At 46.1% G+C, this 19,128-nt stretch carries 16 protein-coding genes; 6 read left to right on the top strand and 10 right to left on the bottom strand.

The window, feature by feature from the left end; all coding sequences use genetic code 11:
• Positions 1-31 precede the first annotated feature (31 nt).
• From BLT07_RS01910 to BLT07_RS01865, 10 genes are all read right to left on the bottom strand, one after another.
• Positions 32-1,138, bottom strand: a complete 1,107-nt coding sequence (locus BLT07_RS01910) for a bile acid:sodium symporter family protein (RefSeq protein ID WP_091865152.1) — start codon at positions 1,136-1,138, stop codon at positions 32-34.
• Positions 1,139-1,243: 105 nt separating this feature from the next.
• Positions 1,244-2,176: an RraA family protein gene (locus BLT07_RS01905; protein WP_091865149.1), complete on the bottom strand. Its 933-nt coding sequence runs from the start codon at positions 2,174-2,176 to the stop codon at positions 1,244-1,246.
• Between the two features lie 37 nt (positions 2,177-2,213).
• Positions 2,214-2,690 (bottom strand): RidA family protein, encoded by a 477-nt coding sequence (locus BLT07_RS01900; protein WP_091865147.1) that lies wholly within the window; start codon positions 2,688-2,690, stop codon positions 2,214-2,216.
• Between the two features lie 180 nt (positions 2,691-2,870).
• Positions 2,871-4,115, bottom strand: a complete 1,245-nt coding sequence (locus tag BLT07_RS01895) for an amidohydrolase/deacetylase family metallohydrolase (RefSeq protein ID WP_091865145.1) — start codon at positions 4,113-4,115, stop codon at positions 2,871-2,873.
• Between the two features lie 72 nt (positions 4,116-4,187).
• A complete protein-coding gene (locus BLT07_RS01890; RefSeq protein ID WP_091865143.1) occupies positions 4,188-5,441 on the bottom strand; it encodes an aminotransferase class V-fold PLP-dependent enzyme in 1,254 nt (417 codons plus the stop codon).
• A 38-nt stretch (positions 5,442-5,479) separates the two neighbouring features.
• Positions 5,480-7,162, bottom strand: a complete 1,683-nt coding sequence (locus tag BLT07_RS01885) for a PQQ-dependent sugar dehydrogenase (RefSeq protein WP_217633275.1) — start codon at positions 7,160-7,162, stop codon at positions 5,480-5,482.
• A 189-nt stretch (positions 7,163-7,351) separates the two neighbouring features.
• A complete protein-coding gene (locus BLT07_RS01880) occupies positions 7,352-8,590 on the bottom strand; it encodes a selenocysteine synthase (RefSeq protein ID WP_091865141.1) in 1,239 nt (412 codons plus the stop codon).
• A gap of 75 nt (positions 8,591-8,665) precedes the next feature.
• Positions 8,666-9,817, bottom strand: coding sequence for a lactonase family protein (locus tag BLT07_RS01875; protein WP_091865139.1), 1,152 nt, complete (start codon positions 9,815-9,817; stop codon positions 8,666-8,668).
• 315 nt (positions 9,818-10,132) lie between these two features.
• Positions 10,133-11,269, bottom strand: coding sequence for an ATP-binding protein (locus BLT07_RS01870; protein ID WP_091865137.1), 1,137 nt, complete (start codon positions 11,267-11,269; stop codon positions 10,133-10,135).
• Between the two features lie 17 nt (positions 11,270-11,286).
• On the bottom strand, positions 11,287-12,069 hold the full coding sequence (locus tag BLT07_RS01865; RefSeq protein ID WP_091865135.1) for an SDR family NAD(P)-dependent oxidoreductase: 783 nt from the start codon (positions 12,067-12,069) through the stop codon (positions 11,287-11,289).
• A gap of 222 nt (positions 12,070-12,291) precedes the next feature.
• Between BLT07_RS01865 and BLT07_RS01860 the strand changes: the two genes are divergently transcribed.
• The 6 genes from BLT07_RS01860 (at position 12,292) to BLT07_RS01835 (ending at position 19,080) form a co-directional block, all read left to right on the top strand.
• On the top strand, positions 12,292-13,293 hold the full coding sequence (locus BLT07_RS01860; RefSeq protein ID WP_091865133.1) for an AAA family ATPase: 1,002 nt from the start codon (positions 12,292-12,294) through the stop codon (positions 13,291-13,293).
• Positions 13,294-13,387: 94 nt separating this feature from the next.
• Complete coding sequence (locus tag BLT07_RS01855; protein WP_091865131.1) at positions 13,388-14,254, top strand: DUF58 domain-containing protein; 867 nt, start codon at positions 13,388-13,390, stop codon at positions 14,252-14,254.
• Positions 14,255-14,304: 50 nt separating this feature from the next.
• A complete protein-coding gene (locus BLT07_RS01850; RefSeq protein ID WP_394331302.1) occupies positions 14,305-15,951 on the top strand; it encodes a hypothetical protein in 1,647 nt (548 codons plus the stop codon).
• Entirely contained in the window at positions 15,952-16,950 is a 999-nt protein-coding gene (locus BLT07_RS01845) for a vWA domain-containing protein (RefSeq protein WP_091865130.1), read from the top strand.
• 28 nt (positions 16,951-16,978) lie between these two features.
• On the top strand, positions 16,979-18,025 hold the full coding sequence (locus BLT07_RS01840; protein WP_091865128.1) for a VWA domain-containing protein: 1,047 nt from the start codon (positions 16,979-16,981) through the stop codon (positions 18,023-18,025).
• Positions 18,026-18,228: 203 nt separating this feature from the next.
• Positions 18,229-19,080 (top strand): tetratricopeptide repeat protein, encoded by an 852-nt coding sequence (locus tag BLT07_RS01835; protein WP_091865126.1) that lies wholly within the window; start codon positions 18,229-18,231, stop codon positions 19,078-19,080.
• Positions 19,081-19,128: the final 48 nt, after the last annotated feature.

Genomic DNA, 19,128 nt, shown 5'->3' with positions numbered 1-19,128 from the left:
AGGAGATGACTAGTGGGCGGGAAATTGTTTCCTATAAAGTATCGGCCGTCTTAGCTTTTGCCGTGGAAAGAGGCGGCCTTTTATGCCAGTAGGAAGCCAGAATCGACCCCGTAACGTTCATTAACGGTCCGAAAACCGCCGGTGCTAGGCCCATGGTGGCGATCTTCCCTAAGGAATTAGCAATGCCCGAGGCAAGTCCGCCGTTCTGCATACCCACCTCGATGGCGATGGTGCGTGCATCCTGTTCGGGCATCTTGAAAAGACGGGCGAACCAATACCCAAGGGTATAGCCGAATACATTGTGTACGAGGACCAATAGCATCAAAATCCCCCCGATCTCCAGAAGACTGTCCCTGCCCGCGGCCGTGATAATGGTAATAATAATGCCAATGGCCAACATGGACACTAAAGGCATGGCCTTGTCGAGCCATTTGGTCTTAAAGAGCCGGTTGAACAACAATCCCGCCCCGATGGGAATAATGATCATCTTTGTAATGCTCCACATCATATCGAGCACATCGATTTCCACGAATTCCCCGGCCAACAACTTCATCAACAGGGGGGTCAGGAAGGGTGCCAATAACGTGGCAATGGAGGTTATGGTAATGGAGAGTGCCAAATTCGCATTGGCCAGATAGGCCATGACGTTCGAGGCGACCCCGCTGGGCGAACATCCGATCAATACGATGCCGGCCGCTATCTCGGGCGGAAAATTGCTCATCTTGGCCAACGCAAAACCGACCAGGGGCATGATCAGCAGCTGTGCGGCAACACCGATCACAACGCCCCTAGGGGTCTTGAAGACCGCGGCGAAATCTTTTAGCCCCATTTGGGTGCCCATACCGAACATGATAATCTGGATTAGCGGAATGATCAGAATGGTCAATTTAAAATCCCCGATATAAGTGAAAAGTTGGGGGTAGTACAAGGCTGCCGATACCCCGGCAAAGATCATAGTGGTAAATACCAGGCCGTTCAGGGATCTGTATCCGCTAAAACCGACGGCCAATACGGCAAAAAACACCAAGATAAATGGCCCGGCACTAGCAATATTTCCCGTAAAGATCATGCCAATGATAACGAGTAAAAGTAAGGCTGCGAGTCCTAGGCTCAGGGAATATAGGTTGACTTTTTTCATGGTATTTCTTGTTTGGTCTGGGTTGGAAAGATATATTGAACGCTGGTCTTTTTAAAAAAAGCTTTTGCAAGAACTTTACAGTGTATACGCCTGATCTTCGGGATATTACCACGTCCGCTTGCTCAAAATGTTATCCACTTGTTCACTGGTCATTTTGCCAAGTTCAGGATGCTTTTCGAGCCATTTGACAAAATCTTTCTTGATTTTTTCGGCCCACTGGCTATCTATTTCGCCCGTGGTATATTGATTAGATTTGACCATTTCGAAACCGAAAACATCTTTGAGGGCAACGAACTCCGCCGTACCGACTACCTGCTCTGCCAGATGCGCGGGAATAAACAGGACTCCCTCCCTTTTGGCCAGCACCAGATCACCTGGTAATACCATTGCCCCTCCGATACGGATAGGGGTATTCAGCCCCATCAGCACCTCCCCTTCGAGAAATGAAGGATGAAAATCACGTACGAAAGCATTGAACCCCTCGATTTGACTGATGCTCTCAAGATCTCTTGCACTGCCGTTAAAAACCACACCGTTACCTGATTTACTAAAAATTGAGGTCGCCAAGGTGGCGCCCATAAGGGTACCCGCGTCGATTTTGCCGAAACTGTCGGCCACGTATACATCGCCCTGGGTAAGCTCTTCTATGGGCCAAGAGTTGGTGTTGCCTTTTCTCCCTTGGGAACTAATGCCCCTTTCCTTGATGCTTTTCTCCACATCGGGGCGACTGGGCATGAAGAGTGCCGTAAGAGCTCTTCCTACAACGGGTACATCGTCGTGCAACATTTTCCAATTGCCTTCGAACTGGTTGGTATAGCCTTGGTTTTCCAACACGGTCCATGCATCGTCGATTCCGATTTTCTTTGCCCTTTCCAAAATTTCGTCGGGCAATTTGGGACGACCGTCATCGAAGCGTTCCCCCTTCCATTCGGAAGTAAGAAATATAAGTTCTTCCTTGGGAATCGTTTGTGAGCAAAGTCCATCGGTCAGAAAAAAACAAATGGCGGACAATACTATATAATTAAGCGTGTGCTTCATTATGATGGAATATATCGGATTAATACCATTTTACGTATTAGTCCAACGAGGCTATACAATCCATTTCCACCAAAGAATCTCCAGGTACCCCTCCATAGGTGGCTACCGTAGTCCTAACGGGAGGGTTTTTGCCAAAACGGCCCCTGAATACCTCGTTCATTCCCTTATAGTCGCCCAAATCGGCAAGATATACATTGACTTTTAGTACTTTTTCCATGGAGCTGCCGTGTTTTTCAAGCTCTTTTTGAAGTTCTTGCAGTACGATTTCGGTATGCGCCTTAATTTCATAGGGTTCTACATGAGCTCCCTTTCCGGCAATGTATAAGGTATTGCCGTGTTTGACACCTCCAGAAAATAAAGGTATCTCCTGATCGTACGTTATATCCCCGACCACTTCTTTTGTTGCTTTAACCGGTTCTTTCCCCATGGCATTTACGCTACTAATACCGAAAATAGCTGCCAAGCCCATTCCCATTTTTTTAAAAGAAGCCCTTCTAGTTGTCTTGTTTTCCATTTTTAGTGTTTTTTTTGATTACCTATTTCTGATTCAATTATAAAATTTCGTTCTATAAGCTATAAATGTAAGTAACTCCTGCCTTTTAGCCATGATGACCAATTTATTTTTGGATTTTAGTTTATCAATGGAAGCATATATCGAATGTTGGCTTTTTAAGGTCCTTGGATTTTATGGCGATTACCTGACTACGATGGGTGCTGCAATGCCGTTCAGGTCGTACACGATCTTTCCGTCGCGTATGGTGAGTTCGCACTCCAGTTTTTTATCCCCCTCCATTTTATAACCGGTGTAATCGAAAAAACCGAAGTTGCCCTCCCTTACCGCAAGCAGGGTTACATCGGCGGGCGCACCTACCGAAAGATTCCCTAGATTTTCTCTTTTAATGGCTTTTGCGGGATGCCATGTGCTGGCCGCAATCACCTCTTTGAGATCCATACCCATCAACATAAATTTGGACATAACGTTGAGCATGTCCTTCATGGCATTGTTCATGCTGCCCGTATGCAGATCTGTGCTGATAGTGTTGGGATAAAAACCTTCTTTCACCGCGGGAATGGCCTGGGAGTAGGCAAAGCTGATGCCCCCATATCCCACATCGAAAATAATGCCCTTTTTTTGGGCCTCGATTACGAATGGTTTTACTTCTTTCGTTTTTAAGTCCACAATCGCTTCCCTACTATCTAGCTGCCCAAAAGCATGCGTATAGATATCCCCTGGCCGAAGGTGTTTCATAAAAAGCGCTTCGATGGACAACGGGGGATTGCTGCCGCCAAAATCGATGATGACCGGAAGATCGGACCTATTTCCTGCGGCTACGGCCCGGTCTACCGGGATCCATTCAGGGCCATTGTAATGGGCCACCTTGAAACCGACAATATCTTGTGGATATTGGCTGGCTACACTAGCGCTTAATTTTGAATCCATATCATGGGTATCCTGCTCATAAGTGCCGCCGCGCATTCCTTCCCCTACAATGTTCAAAAAGGCGAGCACCCGGGTCTTCGACCTGTCGATGACGTTTTCCTTGAAGGTCGGAAACGATTTCCAACCTGAACCGCCACAGTCCACTATCGTAGTTACCCCTACCCGAAAGGTAAAACCGTCGGGGGCAAGGGCACTAAAACCATTGCTGTAGGCGTGGCGAGGCTCGGTACCGGCAAAAACATGCCCATGGATATCGATAAGGCCAGGAGTGACGTAAAGCCCTTTGGCATCGACCACTTGTACCCCTTTTTTTCCGTCGATGTTCTTTGCCACCCCGGCAATCTTGCCGTCCTTGATAGCCACGTCCATTGCAGTATCGATGTTATTCTTGGCATCGATGACATGGCCGCCCTTGATAACGATGTCGAATTCTTGGGCAGCTACTTTGTTTGAAAATAGCGTTAGGGTCAGAAAGAGTATTAGATGAAAATGTATCATATTTAGGTTGTTTCTGGTTATATAAATAGGTTAAATAGCAAACCATCCCTAAAAAAAGGGCGCATGTCTTTATCAGACCGCCTTCCGTAAAACGGCCTTAAGCCGATCGGCTACGATGGCGACCTGCTCCGGTCTCAGCAATACCACGCCGACGCTCAAAAGTGCCTCACCGTCTTTTTCCCCAAGGGCGCAAAAAATACTGGGCGTTCCACTTTTGAGGGCCTCATGGACTTGCTTGGGGGTTGTCCTGACCTGTTTTGAATCCCAGGTCACGTGCAGGCTGGGTACCACATTTGCCGGTCCGTCAGGTACATGGATCTTTCCCTTTACACTTTGAATGCCCATAATTTCCGATCTGATGTTCTCGGCACGGGCAAGCCAATCTTGCCACTCTTTCTTATGGTCGCGTTCCAGATAGGATTTGAGCGCGGCGTACATACCGAACATTTCCTCCTTGTTCACTTTCATCGGGCGGCCTAAAGGGGCCTCGTGAGGGCTATTGTTCAGTTTGGCGGCCTCTATAAGATCTTTTCTCCCGAAAAGCAGTCCCGTACTCTGGGGACCGCGGATCATCTTGCCACCGGAAAAGGTAACTAGGTCAAAGCCCATTTTTTGGTATTTAAAGAGGTTTTCCACTGGGGGAACATCCGCTGCGGCATCGATGAAGGAAGGAATATTATTCCGCTTACAAATGCCAACAAACGCTTCATGGTCTATGGTATCCTCTGTGCCAAACCATGATACAGCTGCATTAAAGAAAAGCGCCATTACCGTATTCTTGTTGATGGCCATTTCCATTTCCTCCGGGCCCTCCACCTCTATGATCTTGGCACCGGTCGTGGTAATGGCCTGATCGAAAACGTAGCGATGGCTTTTTTGCATGATGACCTCGGGGCGTGGTCCAGGAAAGTTTGGTAATTGCTTTCTCTTATCTGCATCGGTACCCGTAATGATGCCCGCCGTACCCAGTACCAATGCGGCTGCCGCCCCAGAGGTGACCATGGCCGCTTCACAGTGCAGCATTTCGGCCAATTTGGCCCCGACCTTGTCCTGTAGTTCGTACATATCGGCAAAATCGTGTGCCGTTGCATTGATGGCCTCCATGGTCTCGGGCATCATTAATGAACCCGATAGAAACGTCATGGTGGCCCCGGCGTTAATAACACGGGTAATGCCCAGTTCCTCAAAATAATCGTGTTTTTTTGGGATAGCGACCGGGGTGGTTTCCGCTTCTTTATTTTTCGCCATGGCCATAGGGCCAAGACCGACCAACGCAGTGGTCGAGGCCAATATCTTCTTGATGGCCGATCTTCTTTCGGTTTTCATCTGTTGCTCTTTATTCGTTCAGGTTCAATAATTTACAATCATGGGGATTTGGTGGTCGCTTTCCTGACTTTGGCCACCTCTTCGGGAACTATACCGTTTGAACGATTGCCAAAGTTCTGTCTGATGTACGTTAGAATGAGTGCAATATCCTCGTTCTTAAGATGGTCTTGCTTGGGCATTACATTGTTGTACGACCTGCCATGCACCCTAATCTCGCCTTCGAGTCCGTTCAGTACCACGTCGGTCAACCTTTCCTTGTCGCCATTGACCCAATCGGAATAGTTCAAAGGTGGAAAGCGGTCGTTGCCCCGGCCGTTTTTTTGATGGCAGAGTGCGCAATGGATGTTGTACAATTTTGCACCTTCCGCCATATTTCCCGTTTTTGGAAAAAAGCCATCCTCTTCCGTAGCCACGATATCCTTTACCTCATCGGGAGTTTTTATATTCGATGCTTGTTTTTTTCGGTCTTCCATTTTCGCCAATTGCGCCTTGCCGAATTTTCCCTTATCCCCTTTGAACATGACCCTCCATATTTTACCTTTTTCCGTATCGGATATATATATCGAGCCATCCGGCCCCATCGCAAGGCCCATCGGACGATATTTGGCATCGCTGGTATTGATTATGGTATCTACCCCTGCAAAACCGTCTGCAAAAACCTCCCAAGGTCCGGAAGGCATTCCCTTAGCCATTGGCACGAAGGCGATAAAATATCCTGTCTGCGGATAGGGGGCACTACTTGTAGAACCGTGAAACGCCATAAAAGCGCCGTTTTTATAATGCTCTGGAAATTGGTCTCCCGTATAAAACAAAAGATCATTGGGGGCAAAATGCCCTGGAAACCCGATCAATGGCTTTACCAATGAATCTACGTTTTCGCCCTGTTTCTTTCCGTCCCCGCCGTATTCCGGACTCAGAAAATAATCTTCTTTTATCTGATTGTAATAATGGTACGGCCAGCCCGCATCGGAACCTTTCTTGAGCTTTAGAAAAACTTCGGAAGGTAATACGGAACCTTCCCATACCGTATATATTTCCGGCCAGGTATTATATATATGGTCCCTGCCATGGGCAAGGGTAAACAGGTTATCATCTTGGTCGTTCCATTCCAAAGCAACGACACTTCTCAGGCCCGTAGCGAATTTTTCCCCGTCCCTTTGGAACTGTCCTTTTTTATTGGCATCGAACTTCCATATGCCGGCACGGTGTTCAAGGATAGGGCAGGGGTCGATGCCGGGGGACATGAACACCCTGTCGTCTTCTTGACAGGCGTCGGAAGGTGCTCCGAACGGGGTATACAAATTTCCCTTTTTATCGAACGCTATAGGTTTGGTATCATGTTGCCTTGGGGGCTGTGTGTCGGTCACTATCAGCTCCATTTCGGAGTCCGGCACCAATTTTCCGGTCAATTTCTGACGGAGGATGCGGGTTACGGAACTGTAGTATAAATAGCCGTTGTGAATTCGCATTGCCGTTCCGTAGCTGCTTTTGTCGAGGTAATCGCCGAAGGTCTCTATAATATCGGCCTTGCCGTCGTTGTCGGTATCGCGTAGGGCAGCGTTGCCCCCTATGGAATCGGGAAACCGCAACTTTACATAGATATCGCCGTTGTGGTTTACGGCCAAGTGCCTGGCGCGTCCCTCTAGGCTATCGACCACGACCAAGGCATCAAAGCCTTCCGGTAAAAAGAGTCCGCCATTATCCGGGTCGCCGGCAGGCAATTCTGGGGAACACCGACAAAAGCTTATACAAACTAGAAAGGGAAATATAAATAAGGACCAAATTTTACCCGACATTATTGTGGCGTAAGAAGCATTGAAAAAGAGTATAAAACTACTGATCATTATTTTGAAATCGTATTATTATACATTCCGGTTAAAGATAATCGACTTAATATTCGAACTTTTAAATTATGAAGATGCTTTCGAAAGTTCCTTGAAAATACGTTTCCCTACGATTTTTTCTTGTCCCGGCTTCAACATAAATACCGTAAGATCGATGCTGTTTTCATCATCGCCCCAAGCAATTACCTCGATCGAGGGGTTTCCTTGGCGCAATCTATCCCCTAGTTCGCTGCGAACAATTTTTGTTTGTTCCCTGTCCCACTTAATATTCATTTTCGGGGAGTGATTGGCGATGGGCGGAACGGTAACAGTGACCTCTACGCCTTTAACTTTCGTAACGGCACCTTTGATTGCCGCAACACGATCTTCCCACATTTTCCACTCCTTATCATGGTCCCTTTTTAGGTAACTATCCAACGCGGCGTACATACCCAACATTTCTTCTTTGTTGACCTTCATTCCGCGGCCAATGGTACGCCCATTTGGGGAATCATTGAGCCTGGCGGCCGCAACAATATTTTTTTTACCCATCAATACGCCGGCACTTTGAGGACCACATATCGCCTTCCCGCCCGAAAGGGCAACAAAACTAAAGCCCATATCGTTGAACTTCCAAAGATTGGAGACCGGGGGAACATCGGCGGCGATGTCTATAGTGGCCGGTAGATTGTGCTTTTTCGCCAACTGAAGCCATTCTTCATGCTTTATTTTCCCTTCCAGGGTATTGCAGTTCAAAAAGTGCATCGATGCCGACTTTTGGTTTACGGCTCTGTCGACATCATTGGCTGTTTCTACGGGAACCAATGAAATTCCCGTATTTGACAGCGCATGTTCATAACCATCGAAGTGTGCTTTTTGAATGATTACCTCAGACTTGATCCCGGCCTCATCCAAACGATGGGGGAGTTGTTTTATCTTTTCTTGGTCTGTGCCGGTAAGTATTCCTGCCATGCCCAAGGTCAGGGCCGAAAAGGCGCCTGCGGTAACCATGGCCGCTTCCGAATGTACCATTTGGGCTATTTTTTCCCCGACCTTGTCCTGCACCTCGTTCAACATAATAAACTCCCGGGAAGAATCGTCAATGGCTTCCATTACTTCTTCGTTCATTAATGAAGCGGTCATCGTGGTGTAGGTTCCCGCGGCATTGATAAAGGTGCGCAGGCCAAGTTCCTTGATCAGATTTCGCTTCGGTCCCAATTTTACGTCCGGGGCGGCGAATACGGACTGGAATGGGACAAGACTCCCAATGATTGCGCCTACCGCCGGTGTTACCGCGGCCCACTTAATGATTTCCCTGCGTTTCATTACTACGTGTTTTAATAATTTACAATAGGATATGCCACCTGGTCACCTTGACCATCGATCTGAATTCAGCACCTGTCATTTTATCGGCACAAATTTCAGGCATACCGGTGCGCCGACCTTTATGGTCTTTCCGGCAGGCATCAGCAGTCCTGTTTCGCGATTCCGTTTGAACACAACGATTTCGTCACTGCCTCCGTTTGCGACCAGCAGAAAGTTTCCCGTGGGGTCTATGGCGAAATTACGGGGGTTCTTGCCCAAGGTGGATTGACGGCCTGCATAGGTCAATTTTCCGTTCTTGTTTATGGCATAAATAACCACCTCATCGATATTGCCCCGTAGCGATCCGTAAAGAAATTTGCCATCGGGCGAAATATGTATGTCGGCGGCATCTATTGGCCCATTATAACCTTGGGGCGCCAACGTGACCGATTGTTTGGCCCGTAATTTTCCGTCATGATACTCGAAAACGGTCACATTTCCCGTCATCTCCTGGATCAAGTAAGCAAATTTCCCGTTGGGATGAAAGGTGAAATGCCGTGGTCCGTTGCCGGCCTCAACGCTTACGAAAGGGGGATCCGCCGTTGTCAGCGGGGAGGATTTAGTAAGGTCTACATTATAAATATTCACCTTGTCCGTTCCAAGATCGGGCACGTAGAGATATTTGTTATCGGGGGATAAAACTGTGGAATGAACGTGCGGTTTCGTTTGATTTTTGAGGATACTGTTTCCTTTGTGCTGAATGGATTGAATGTCAGACCCCAATGAACCATCGGCCTTGACTGGAACGGCGGACAAACTTCCTCCACTATAATTGCCCACGAAAACAAGCTTGTTTTTATCGTCCACCGAAACATAACACGGTCCGTCACCGCCCGAACTTGCACTATTTAAAAAATCAAGTTTTCCCGAGGTGGGATCAAAGGAAAATGCACTGACCGATCCTTTCCCCTCACCAACCTCACTAACGGAATACACCTGTTTGCCATCTTTGGAAGCCGTCAGGAAAGACGGATTTTTAACACCTGTGGCTTCGGCACGGTAGCTAAATTCCCCTGTTTTACCATCGAATTTATAAACATAGATACCATCGCTCTTTCCGGGCTCGGTATAAGTGCCGATCAGAAGGTTAAACGCTTCGGCTGTAGATACCTGACCCATGATATTGGAAAGAGGCCCGATTACAGTAATTAAAGTCAACACGATGTTTTTTAGAGGTTTATGTCCCATAATTTTAGTTAACAAAGTTTATACTATGAACTCATTTAGACTTTTTCTTTTCCCAACCAATATCACATGTAAGGCCAGATCTCTTTTTTTTAAAACCATAGCCCTATTATGGTCTTAAAAAATGACTTCATCAGACCTAAAAAGCCGATATTCTCGGTTCCAAACAATATCTCTGAATGACTTCTATTGTTTATTTAACAATACAGCATAAAAATAAACAAAAAACCCGTGATTTTCCTTCCGAAAGAATAGGTCTTCATCAAACTCTTATTTTTTTCTTGATTTATCTGCGCTATGCAATTGAATTCATTTACATTAACTATACTGCACCTTTCTCAAAATTCGTAACGCCTCTTTAAGCGACCGGTATACTTTTTCGTCATACTTTTTCAAAAAGGGCCGTGCAGCATCCATCCGGTTCTTCGCTTCGTCGAAACTGTTCAAATAGCAGATTAAATAGGTGTCGGGCAGATGTTCCAAATCCTTTTTTTCAGAAGGGGTCAAGGCGATATTCTTTTGTAATTTTTGGAGCAGCGCGTTGTTGGCATTAAAAATATGATGCAGGCTTTTTTTATCATAGTTTGGAGGCTCAAAAAGAAGTTTGCTCTGTATCTGATAGGTACCATTATCTTCAAAATTGATGACAACTTCCTCCAAAGGATGGTAGTTCTGTTTTTTGCCAAGTCCTAATTGAACATACTCTTTCGTGGTAAATGAATGCTCATCGTAGTCAATAGTAATCTCATCTAAAGTGGAATAAAATAATTTTACCTGTTCGTTGATCAGTTCGATATCGACCCTTGAAAAATAGGTTTTGTCCTTCACTTTTTTGCGGTTTCCGGCCCAGCAGACCACAAATTGCTCTTTAAACACCTTATAATCACTCTCAAGATCCGGATGGCGGTGGTTGAGGAAGTCGATTACGCCGTTAAGGGTAAGTTCAATATTGTTTTTGGCGTGCTGTTCAATAGTGGCAACGGCCTCGGAATTAATGTTCTTTAATTCAATGTCGTATGCTTTCGGCATACTGATGCTACCTTCACGAAAAAATACCATGCCACCATAATATTTCCAAATATTCTTACGTAGGGCGCACACTTTACCATTTGATTTTATGGTGACCAAGCCGACCACTTTCCCTTCAGGTAAATGCGGAAAGGGAATGTTCTCATACGATATCAGCGGCGGATTATCCAAATAGGCATTGACCAGATTCTGGATTTTGCTATCATCGAAAAAGTCGACGCCCACGATTTTATTGTCCTCGTCCTCGACACCGACCACGATGAATGAATGATTCTTTGGATTGCTGTTCGCCAAGGCACAGACATGTTTTAGGAATTTAGCCTTTCCTTCTTTCTGTCCGATGTCGATAAAACGTTTTTTGTCATAAAAGCTGTTCTCGTCGTTATGGGCGAGCAGGTTTTTGACAAGAAGGCGTTTGTTGATCATTTTAAACGAATTCGGGCTTAATCTTTATTCCAAACAGTCGCCGAGGCCTGCGCCGTGGGCGTAATGGTCAGGTCGGCAATATTCACATGCGGCGGACGGGTCACCACAAAATACAAGGCTTCGGCGATATCCTCGGCCACCAAAGGCTGAAAACCATTATATACGGCATCCGCCTTTTCGCTGTCACCCTTGAAGCGAACGTTGCTAAATTCGGTTTCGACCGCGCCGGGGTTCACCGCCCCTACTTTTATCTTATACGGGTTGAGGTCCATTCGCATACCTGTAGTCAGGGCGTCCACGGCATGTTTGCTGGCGCAATAGACATTGCCTTTTGGGTAGACTTCCTTGCCAGCCGTAGACCCAATGTTGATGATATGGCCGGACTTCCTTTCGATCATTCCTGGGATAACTGCCTTTGAAACATACAACAATCCTTTGACGTTGATATCGAGCATGGCATCCCAATCGTCGGTGTTGCCTTCTTCGATAGGGTCAAGACCATGGGCGTTGCCTGCATTGTTTATAAGGATGTCGATGTTCGTAAACTCCGAAGGAAGCGAATCAATGGCTTCGAACACGGCATCTTTATCCCGAACGTCAAAAGTCAAGGAAGTTACCTTGGTTTGTTTGGCCAATTCTTTTTGTAGCGCATCCAACCGATCTTGACGTCTTCCACAGAGAACCAAGTGGATGCCTTCTATTGCGAAAAGTATGGCGGTCGCCTTTCCTATACCACTAGTTGCGCCTGTAATAAGGGCAATTCGATTCTTTGCTGAATTTTTGTTCTGTTCTTGTTCCATAGTTTAATTTTTATCTAAGCCAAAGTTACTTATTTTGGTAGTTCCGTGTTTTGTTCTGTGAATGTCGAAAAGAAGTCTTACAAATCCCTTAAACTCTTCATAAAAATCGGGGCTTGGCAAATTATTTAACCAATCGTTAACAGCGAGACAAGTAATAAATTTTCAATTTGCATGCCTATTTAAAAGGGTAACAAACCTACTCCAAAAATACCTTAAAATTCTATGGAAGAAAATACAGCTGTCGATATCAGCGCGGTGAACGAAAAAATCGAACGGGAAAGTGCCTTTATCGATCTGTTGATTACCGAAATGAACAAGGTCATCGTCGGCCAAAAACACATGATTGAACGCCTGTTGATCGGTCTTCTCGGTCAGGGCCATATTTTGCTCGAGGGGGTTCCCGGACTGGCAAAAACCTTGGCCATAAATACCTTGGCCAAAGCCGTAAAGGGTAGTTTCAGCCGAATTCAGTTTACTCCGGATTTATTGCCCGCCGATGTTGTGGGTACCTTGATCTACAATATGAAACTGAGCGACTTCTCCATTAAAAAAGGACCCATTTTCGCCAATTTCGTGTTGGCCGATGAAATCAACCGTGCCCCTGCCAAAGTACAATCCGCCCTTTTGGAGGCCATGCAGGAAAAGCAGGTGACCATCGGTGACGAAACTTTCATTCTAGACAAACCTTTCTTGGTCATGGCCACCCAAAACCCTATCGAACAAGAGGGAACCTATCCACTGCCGGAAGCACAGGTCGACCGTTTTATGCTCAAGACTGTCATAGATTACCCGAAGATGAAAGAAGAGCAGTTGATCATGCGCCAAAATCTGTTAGGTGCCTATGACAAGGTAAACCCAGTTGTAAGCATAAACCAGATATTAAGTGCCCAAAAAGCGGTCCGAGAGGTTTACATGGATGAAAAAATCGAGAAATACATTCTCGATTTGGTCTTCGCTACCCGATATCCCGAAAAATACAATCTTGAAAATCTGAAACCCCTTATCAGTTTTGGGGCATCCCCAAGGGGGAGTATTAATCTAGGCGCCGCCGCTAAGTGTTACGCCTTTATCAAACGCCGGGGCTATGTAGTGCCAGAAGATGTACGCGCAGTTGTGCATGATGTATTACGACACAGAATCGGCATTACGTATGAGGCAGAGGCCGAGAACATTACTTCCGAAGAAATCATCAACAAGATTGTCAACGAGATTGAAGTACCGTGAAAAAGTAGGCCGTAAACAGTAGCCGGTTAACAGTGCTTTTTTTGAGTGTTGAGCGAGCCTACTACCGATTGCCCACTCAACACTGCCCCTACCTATGGATACCAAAGAACTACTTAAGAAAGTACGTAAGATCGAAATCAAGACACGCCGTCTTTCCGATCACATTTTTGGTGGGGAATACCATTCCACTTTTAAGGGTCGCGGTATGACCTTTAGCGAGGTGCGGCAATATCAATTCGGCGACGATGTGCGCAGTATCGATTGGAACGTTACCGCCCGCTACAACGAGCCTTATATAAAGGTTTTTGAGGAGGAACGCGAACTGACGATGATGTTGATGATCGACGTCAGCGGCTCGGAACTGTTCGGAACTACCAACCAGTTCAAAAAGGATATTATCATTGAAATATCGGCCACTTTGGCGTTTTCGGCGCTACAAAATAATGATAAGGCGGGCTTGATGCTGTTTTCCGATGCCGTGGAATTATATATTCCTCCGAAAAAAGGAAAAAGTCATGTACTGCGGATTATCCGGGAGTTGTTGGAATTCAAGCCGAAAAGCAACCGTACCGATTTAGCGGAAGCCTTGAAATTTATGAGCAGCGTGATGAAGAAAAGAGCTATTGTTTTTGTGCTGTCCGATTTTATCGCAGACGATTATGAAACGGCCTTGAAAATTTCGGGGAATAAGCACGACGTTACGGGAATCCGGATTTACGATGAACGAGAAGAATCTATTCCGAATCTCGGCATGGTACAGATGCAGGATGCCGAGACGGGTAGGGTGCAATTAGTGAACACCCAATCGAAAAGCGTCCGTAATGCCTATGGCAATTATTACCGCCAGCGGGTCGATTATTTTACTGAAACCTTTACGAAATCCGGCTGTGGCACATTGAGTTGTAGGGTCGACGAAAGCTATGTAAAGAAATTGTTGGGGTATTTTAAGCGAAGAGGATAATGCAAGGTTCGAAGTACGACATACGAGGTACGAAGGTAGCATCACAATGCTTGCGATGCCGGTGCACCGATACGAGCAATAGCCAGAGGTATCTGTTGCTTTTGTTCCTTCTTTTCTTTATATGTATTGGTTTTTCCCAAAAAAACCCATCAGTGACCTCAAAGGTCGATACCACAGATATCAAGATTGGGGAACAGGTCAAGTTTACAGTCACCGTTGAGGCCGACTCCACGGCACAGGTGATTTTTCCCGAAGGACAGACGTTTTCCCCCTTGGAAACCGTGGAAGCTTTTGCGACGGATACTACCCGCAAGAACGACCGGATGACCTTGCAGAAAATCTACGCGCTCACCCAGTTCGATTCCGGGGCCTATAAACTCCCCACGCAACGTATCGAAATCAACGGTAAGGGCTTTTTTACCGATTCGGCCATGGTTAATGTGGCGAATGTGGCGGTAGATACCCTTGCCCAGAAAATGTACGATATCAAGCCGTTGATGGAGGTCCAGAAGAGCCGTTCCGAACTTTGGATGTGGGTTTTGGGCATCCTTTTGGGATTAGCGGTTATCGGCGGACTTCTCTATTGGTTCGTCTTCCGGAAAAAGCCTTTATCCGAAGAAGAAAAAGTAGCCTTATTGCCTGCCTATGATCGGGCGTTACTGGAACTGAAAAGACTGGAGAATTCCAAATATCTTATCCAAGACGAATACAAACAATATTATTCAGAGCTTACCGACATTGTGCGTTTGTATCTCGAAGAAGATGTACACGTGTCGGCAATGGAAAGTACGACCGACGAGCTGATCGGAAAATTGGAAATGCTCAGGGATGCCGGGGAACTGAAGCTTGAGGACGACACCTTGAAACAGTTCAAACGTATCTTGCAAACAGCCGATTTGGTCAAGTTCGCAAAGTCGCGACCGGAATCATCCATTGCACAGAACGACCGAAACGCTATAGAGGAAATCGTTACCAAGACCCACGATGCCCTGCCCGAACCAACCCTCGAAGAGCTAATGGAGCAAGAAGAATATAAAGAGGAACAGGCGCACAAGCAGCAGCGCCGAAAAATCATAATTGCGGCGGCTGCTGTCATCGGCTTCCTGCTAATTGCGACCGGTATTGCTGTGAACCAATACGGCTTCGCCCCGGTAAAGGATTCCGTATTCGGCCATCCGACCAAGACCTTGCTCGAAGGTGAATGGATTGCAAGTACCTATGGCTATCCACCAATAAGCTTGGAAACGCCTAAAGTTTTGAAAAGGCAGAAAAGGGAAATACCCCCGGAGCAAAAGGCGAACATAAATGAATTACAGGTATTTCGGTATGAAAGTGCAGACGGCCTGTTCTCGATCAGCGCGGTCTCCACCTTGCTTTCACAAGATACGGAACCGGATTATGAGAAATCGATCGATGCCTTCGTCAAAAATATGGAAAGCAGGGGTGCCAAGAATATTATCACGAAAGATGAGGAATTTACAACGGTGACCGGCGTAAAAGGGGTCAAGGTCTATGGAAGCGCAAAGTTCGCCGTAACCGATTCCAAAGAACCCGTACAGGGAAAATACAGTTTGCTGCTATTTGGCGGAAAAGGTTTTCAGCAACAAGTGATGCTGACCTGGAGGGATGGAGACACCTATGCCGAACAGATCGTAGAACGCATACTGAACACGGTAGAAGTAAAAACGGAAGTATAAATGCTTACGAATATAACATTTGCAAATCCTGAATTCTTTTGGTTGCTATTGTTGCTTCCTTTGGCCGTGCTGTGGTATTTCTACAAACGCAGGGAACAGGTGGCCTCGCTGAAAATGCCCACTATCAAAGGTTTTTCAGGGTCTGGTTTTCTTCCCCGGTTGAAACCCTTCCTGTTTGTACTTCGACTTTTAGCGCTCGCGGCAATCATAACGGCCATGGCACGCCCCCAGACGGAGGATATTTCCACACGGACCACGACCACAAAAGGTATCGATATCGTTATGGCCATCGATGTGTCATCAAGTATGCTGGCGCGTGATCTGAAACCCAACCGTCTTGCGGCCTTGAAAGAAGTGGCGGGAGATTTTATCAAAGAACGCCCGAACGACCGCATCGGTCTTGTGGCCTATGCCGGGGAAGCCTACACGAAAACGCCGATTACGAGCGATAAGGCCATTGTGCTCAGTGCGCTTCGCGAAATTACGTATGGAGAGCTTAACGATGGTACGGCCATTGGTATGGGGCTGGCTACCGCCGTCAATCGTTTGAAGGAGAGCAAAGCAGTGAGCAAGATTATCATATTACTGACCGACGGGGTCAACAATTCCGGTTTTATAGAGCCGCAGACCGCGGCTGACCTTGCTATCGAATACGGTATCAAAACGTATACCATTGGCCTTGGGTCGAACGGCAATGCCCTAACCCCTATCGCTTATAACGCCGATGGTTCGTTCCGCTATGGCATGAGCAAAGTAGAGATTGACGAACCTTTATTGAAAGATATCGCCAAAGTGACCGGCGGAAAATATTTTAGGGCCACGGACAACGATAAGTTGGAAGCGATCTACGAGGAAATCAACAAACTCGAAAAAACGGATATAGAAGAGTTCAAATACTTTAGGTACGAAGAAAAATTCCGTTCTTGGGTGCTTTTGGCAGGAGGATTGCTGCTGTTGGAATGGGTGCTGCGGAACACAGTGTTTCGGAGTTTTATTTGAATTTGAACTTGCGCTTGAAATTTAAACAATGATTCAACTCGACGAAAAAATATATTTTTATCTGCTAGGCATTATTCCGGTACTTGTCGTCTTGTTCTTCCTGCTGCAACTCTGGAGAAAACGCACGCGGAACAATTTTGCCGATGAGACGTTATTGAAACGGCTCACGCCTGATCGATCCAAATTCAAATCGGGACTAAAACTGCTCTTTTTAGTGCTGGGACTCGCCTTTTTGACCTTGGGACTGGTCAATCCGAAAATCGGGACGAAACTGGAGACGGTAAAGCGCGAAGGGGTCGATATCGTTTTTGCTATGGATGTATCCAAAAGTATGTTGGCGGAAGATATTGCGCCCAACCGGTTGGAGAAGTCCAAACGACTGGTCTCCGAAATTATCAATCAATTGGCTAGCGATCGTATTGGAATCATAGCCTATGCGGGCCAAGCATTTCCGCAATTGCCGATTACGACCGACTATGGCGCGGCCAAGATGTTTTTGCAGAGCATGAATACCGATATGCTCACTTCCCAGGGCACGGCGATCGACCAGGCGATTGAGTTGGCGACGACTTATTACGATGACCAAGACCAGACCAATCGGGTACTTTTCATCATTTCCGATGGCGAGGACCATTCCGGGGAATCGACCCTCGAAGCCGTTGAAAAAGCGACCGACGAGGGCATACGTATATTTACGATTGGTGTTGGCAAGACCAAGGGAGCACCCATTCCTATTAAAAGAAACGGGATAGTCGAAACACTGAAAAAGGACAATAAAGGGGAAACTGTTATCACCAAGTTAGATGAAACTTTTCTCAAGGATATTGCCGATGAGGGTAACGGGGAATATATCAACGGAGATAATACCGCGGAAGCCGTAGAATTCATAAAGGAACAATTATTGCAGATGGATAAGAAGGAATTCGAGGCCAAACAGTTCGCCGAGTTCAAAGATCAGTTCCAATGGTTTTTGGGTTTAGGACTCTTATTTTTGTTTTTGGATGTTTTTACGCTCGAAAAAAAGACGAAGTGGTTGCGAAAGTTAAACCTGTTCAATGAAAAGGATTTAGAATAAGGATGTCGGCAGCTGCGGTTGAGGTTAGCAGTATGTTTAATTAAAGTGGTGCACGAATAGTTTATGGCTCAATCGCCGCCGCGCAGCTGTTCACAGTTTAAAATTGAATAGACGTAGACCTTGAATTTGCCACAAGTAGAATTAAACCTTGAACGAAACATGGAGAAGGTTAAAACAAGAACTTTGGCCTTTAAAAGAAAATTATGAATCTAAAACTAACATATCTTTTTATTTTAATAGGATGCCTAGCTTTCGCCCAAGATGATGAAAAGGCGAAGCAAAAAGCCCTCGTACAATCCAAAGACCTGACGTGGGAAGGCAACAAACAGCTTTCTGAAGATAAATTCGTAGACGCCGAGATGGATTATCGCCGCGCCATTGCCAAAAGCAGTGAAAACGCCGCTGCACCTTACAATTTAGGAAATGCGTACTATAATAATAAAACCTATAGTGAGGCCTTTGGACGCTTTAAGGAGGCTGGGGAACTTGCTACCGATAAGGAAGAGAAGCACGACGCCTATCATAATATGGGCAACGTATTCATGAAGCGAAAAGAGTATCAAAAGGCTGTCGAGGCATATAAGGAAGCATTGCGCAACGACCCTACAGACGAAGAAACCCGCTACAACTTGGCACTCGCCAAAGAAATGCTCGAAAAAGACCAGCAAAAGAACGACCAAAACCAAGATAAAAAGGACGATCAGGACAAAAAAGACAAAAACGAGGACAAAAAAGAGGGCGATAACAAAGACGAGAACAAAGAACAGGATAAAAAAGACGAAGGGGATAAAGGGGACAAGGGCGACGAAAACGAGGAAAAGAAAGACGAAAACAAAGAGGGCGAGGGCGACGAAAAGAAAGAGCAGGAAAAAAAACCTGAACAAGGAGACCAACAGGAACAGGATCAGCCCCAGCAGCGCCGTCCCGACCAGCTGAGCAAGCAACAGGTACAGAACCTTCTAGATGCCATGCAGAACGAGGAGAAAAAAGTTCAGGAAAAAATAGATGCCCAGAAAGTCAAAGGCGCAAAAGTCAAAAATGAAAAGGATTGGTAATAGGGATTTGTAGTACAACTATGATTATAATTGCCGTAAACGGTAAAC

The organism is Pricia antarctica, from assembly GCF_900101815.1.
Classification (GTDB): Bacteria; Bacteroidota; Bacteroidia; order Flavobacteriales; family Flavobacteriaceae; genus Pricia; species Pricia antarctica.
Note: the sequence above shows the minus strand (reverse complement) of the source record. Positions and strands in the feature narration are given on the sequence as shown.

Bases quoted from the DNA above. Each gene is read 5' to 3' on its own strand.
- BLT07_RS01880 (WP_091865141.1), bottom strand. From the start codon at position 8,590: ATGAAACGCAGGGAAATCATTAAGTGGGCCGCGGTAACACCGGCGGTA.
- BLT07_RS01835 (WP_091865126.1), top strand. From the start codon at position 18,229: ATGAATCTAAAACTAACATATCTTTTTATTTTAATAGGATGCCTAGCT.
- BLT07_RS01845 (WP_091865130.1), top strand. From the start codon at position 15,952: ATGCTTACGAATATAACATTTGCAAATCCTGAATTCTTTTGGTTGCTA.
- BLT07_RS01895 (WP_091865145.1), bottom strand. From the start codon at position 4,115: ATGATACATTTTCATCTAATACTCTTTCTGACCCTAACGCTATTTTCA.
- BLT07_RS01855 (WP_091865131.1), top strand. From the start codon at position 13,388: ATGGATACCAAAGAACTACTTAAGAAAGTACGTAAGATCGAAATCAAG.
- BLT07_RS01875 (WP_091865139.1), bottom strand. From the start codon at position 9,817: ATGGGACATAAACCTCTAAAAAACATCGTGTTGACTTTAATTACTGTA.
- BLT07_RS01870 (WP_091865137.1), bottom strand. From the start codon at position 11,269: ATGATCAACAAACGCCTTCTTGTCAAAAACCTGCTCGCCCATAACGAC.
- BLT07_RS01905 (WP_091865149.1), bottom strand. From the start codon at position 2,176: ATGAAGCACACGCTTAATTATATAGTATTGTCCGCCATTTGTTTTTTT.
- BLT07_RS01890 (WP_091865143.1), bottom strand. From the start codon at position 5,441: ATGAAAACCGAAAGAAGATCGGCCATCAAGAAGATATTGGCCTCGACC.
- BLT07_RS01865 (WP_091865135.1), bottom strand. From the start codon at position 12,069: ATGGAACAAGAACAGAACAAAAATTCAGCAAAGAATCGAATTGCCCTT.
- BLT07_RS01860 (WP_091865133.1), top strand. From the start codon at position 12,292: ATGGAAGAAAATACAGCTGTCGATATCAGCGCGGTGAACGAAAAAATC.
- BLT07_RS01900 (WP_091865147.1), bottom strand. From the start codon at position 2,690: ATGGAAAACAAGACAACTAGAAGGGCTTCTTTTAAAAAAATGGGAATG.
- BLT07_RS01910 (WP_091865152.1), bottom strand. From the start codon at position 1,138: ATGAAAAAAGTCAACCTATATTCCCTGAGCCTAGGACTCGCAGCCTTA.
- BLT07_RS01840 (WP_091865128.1), top strand. From the start codon at position 16,979: ATGATTCAACTCGACGAAAAAATATATTTTTATCTGCTAGGCATTATT.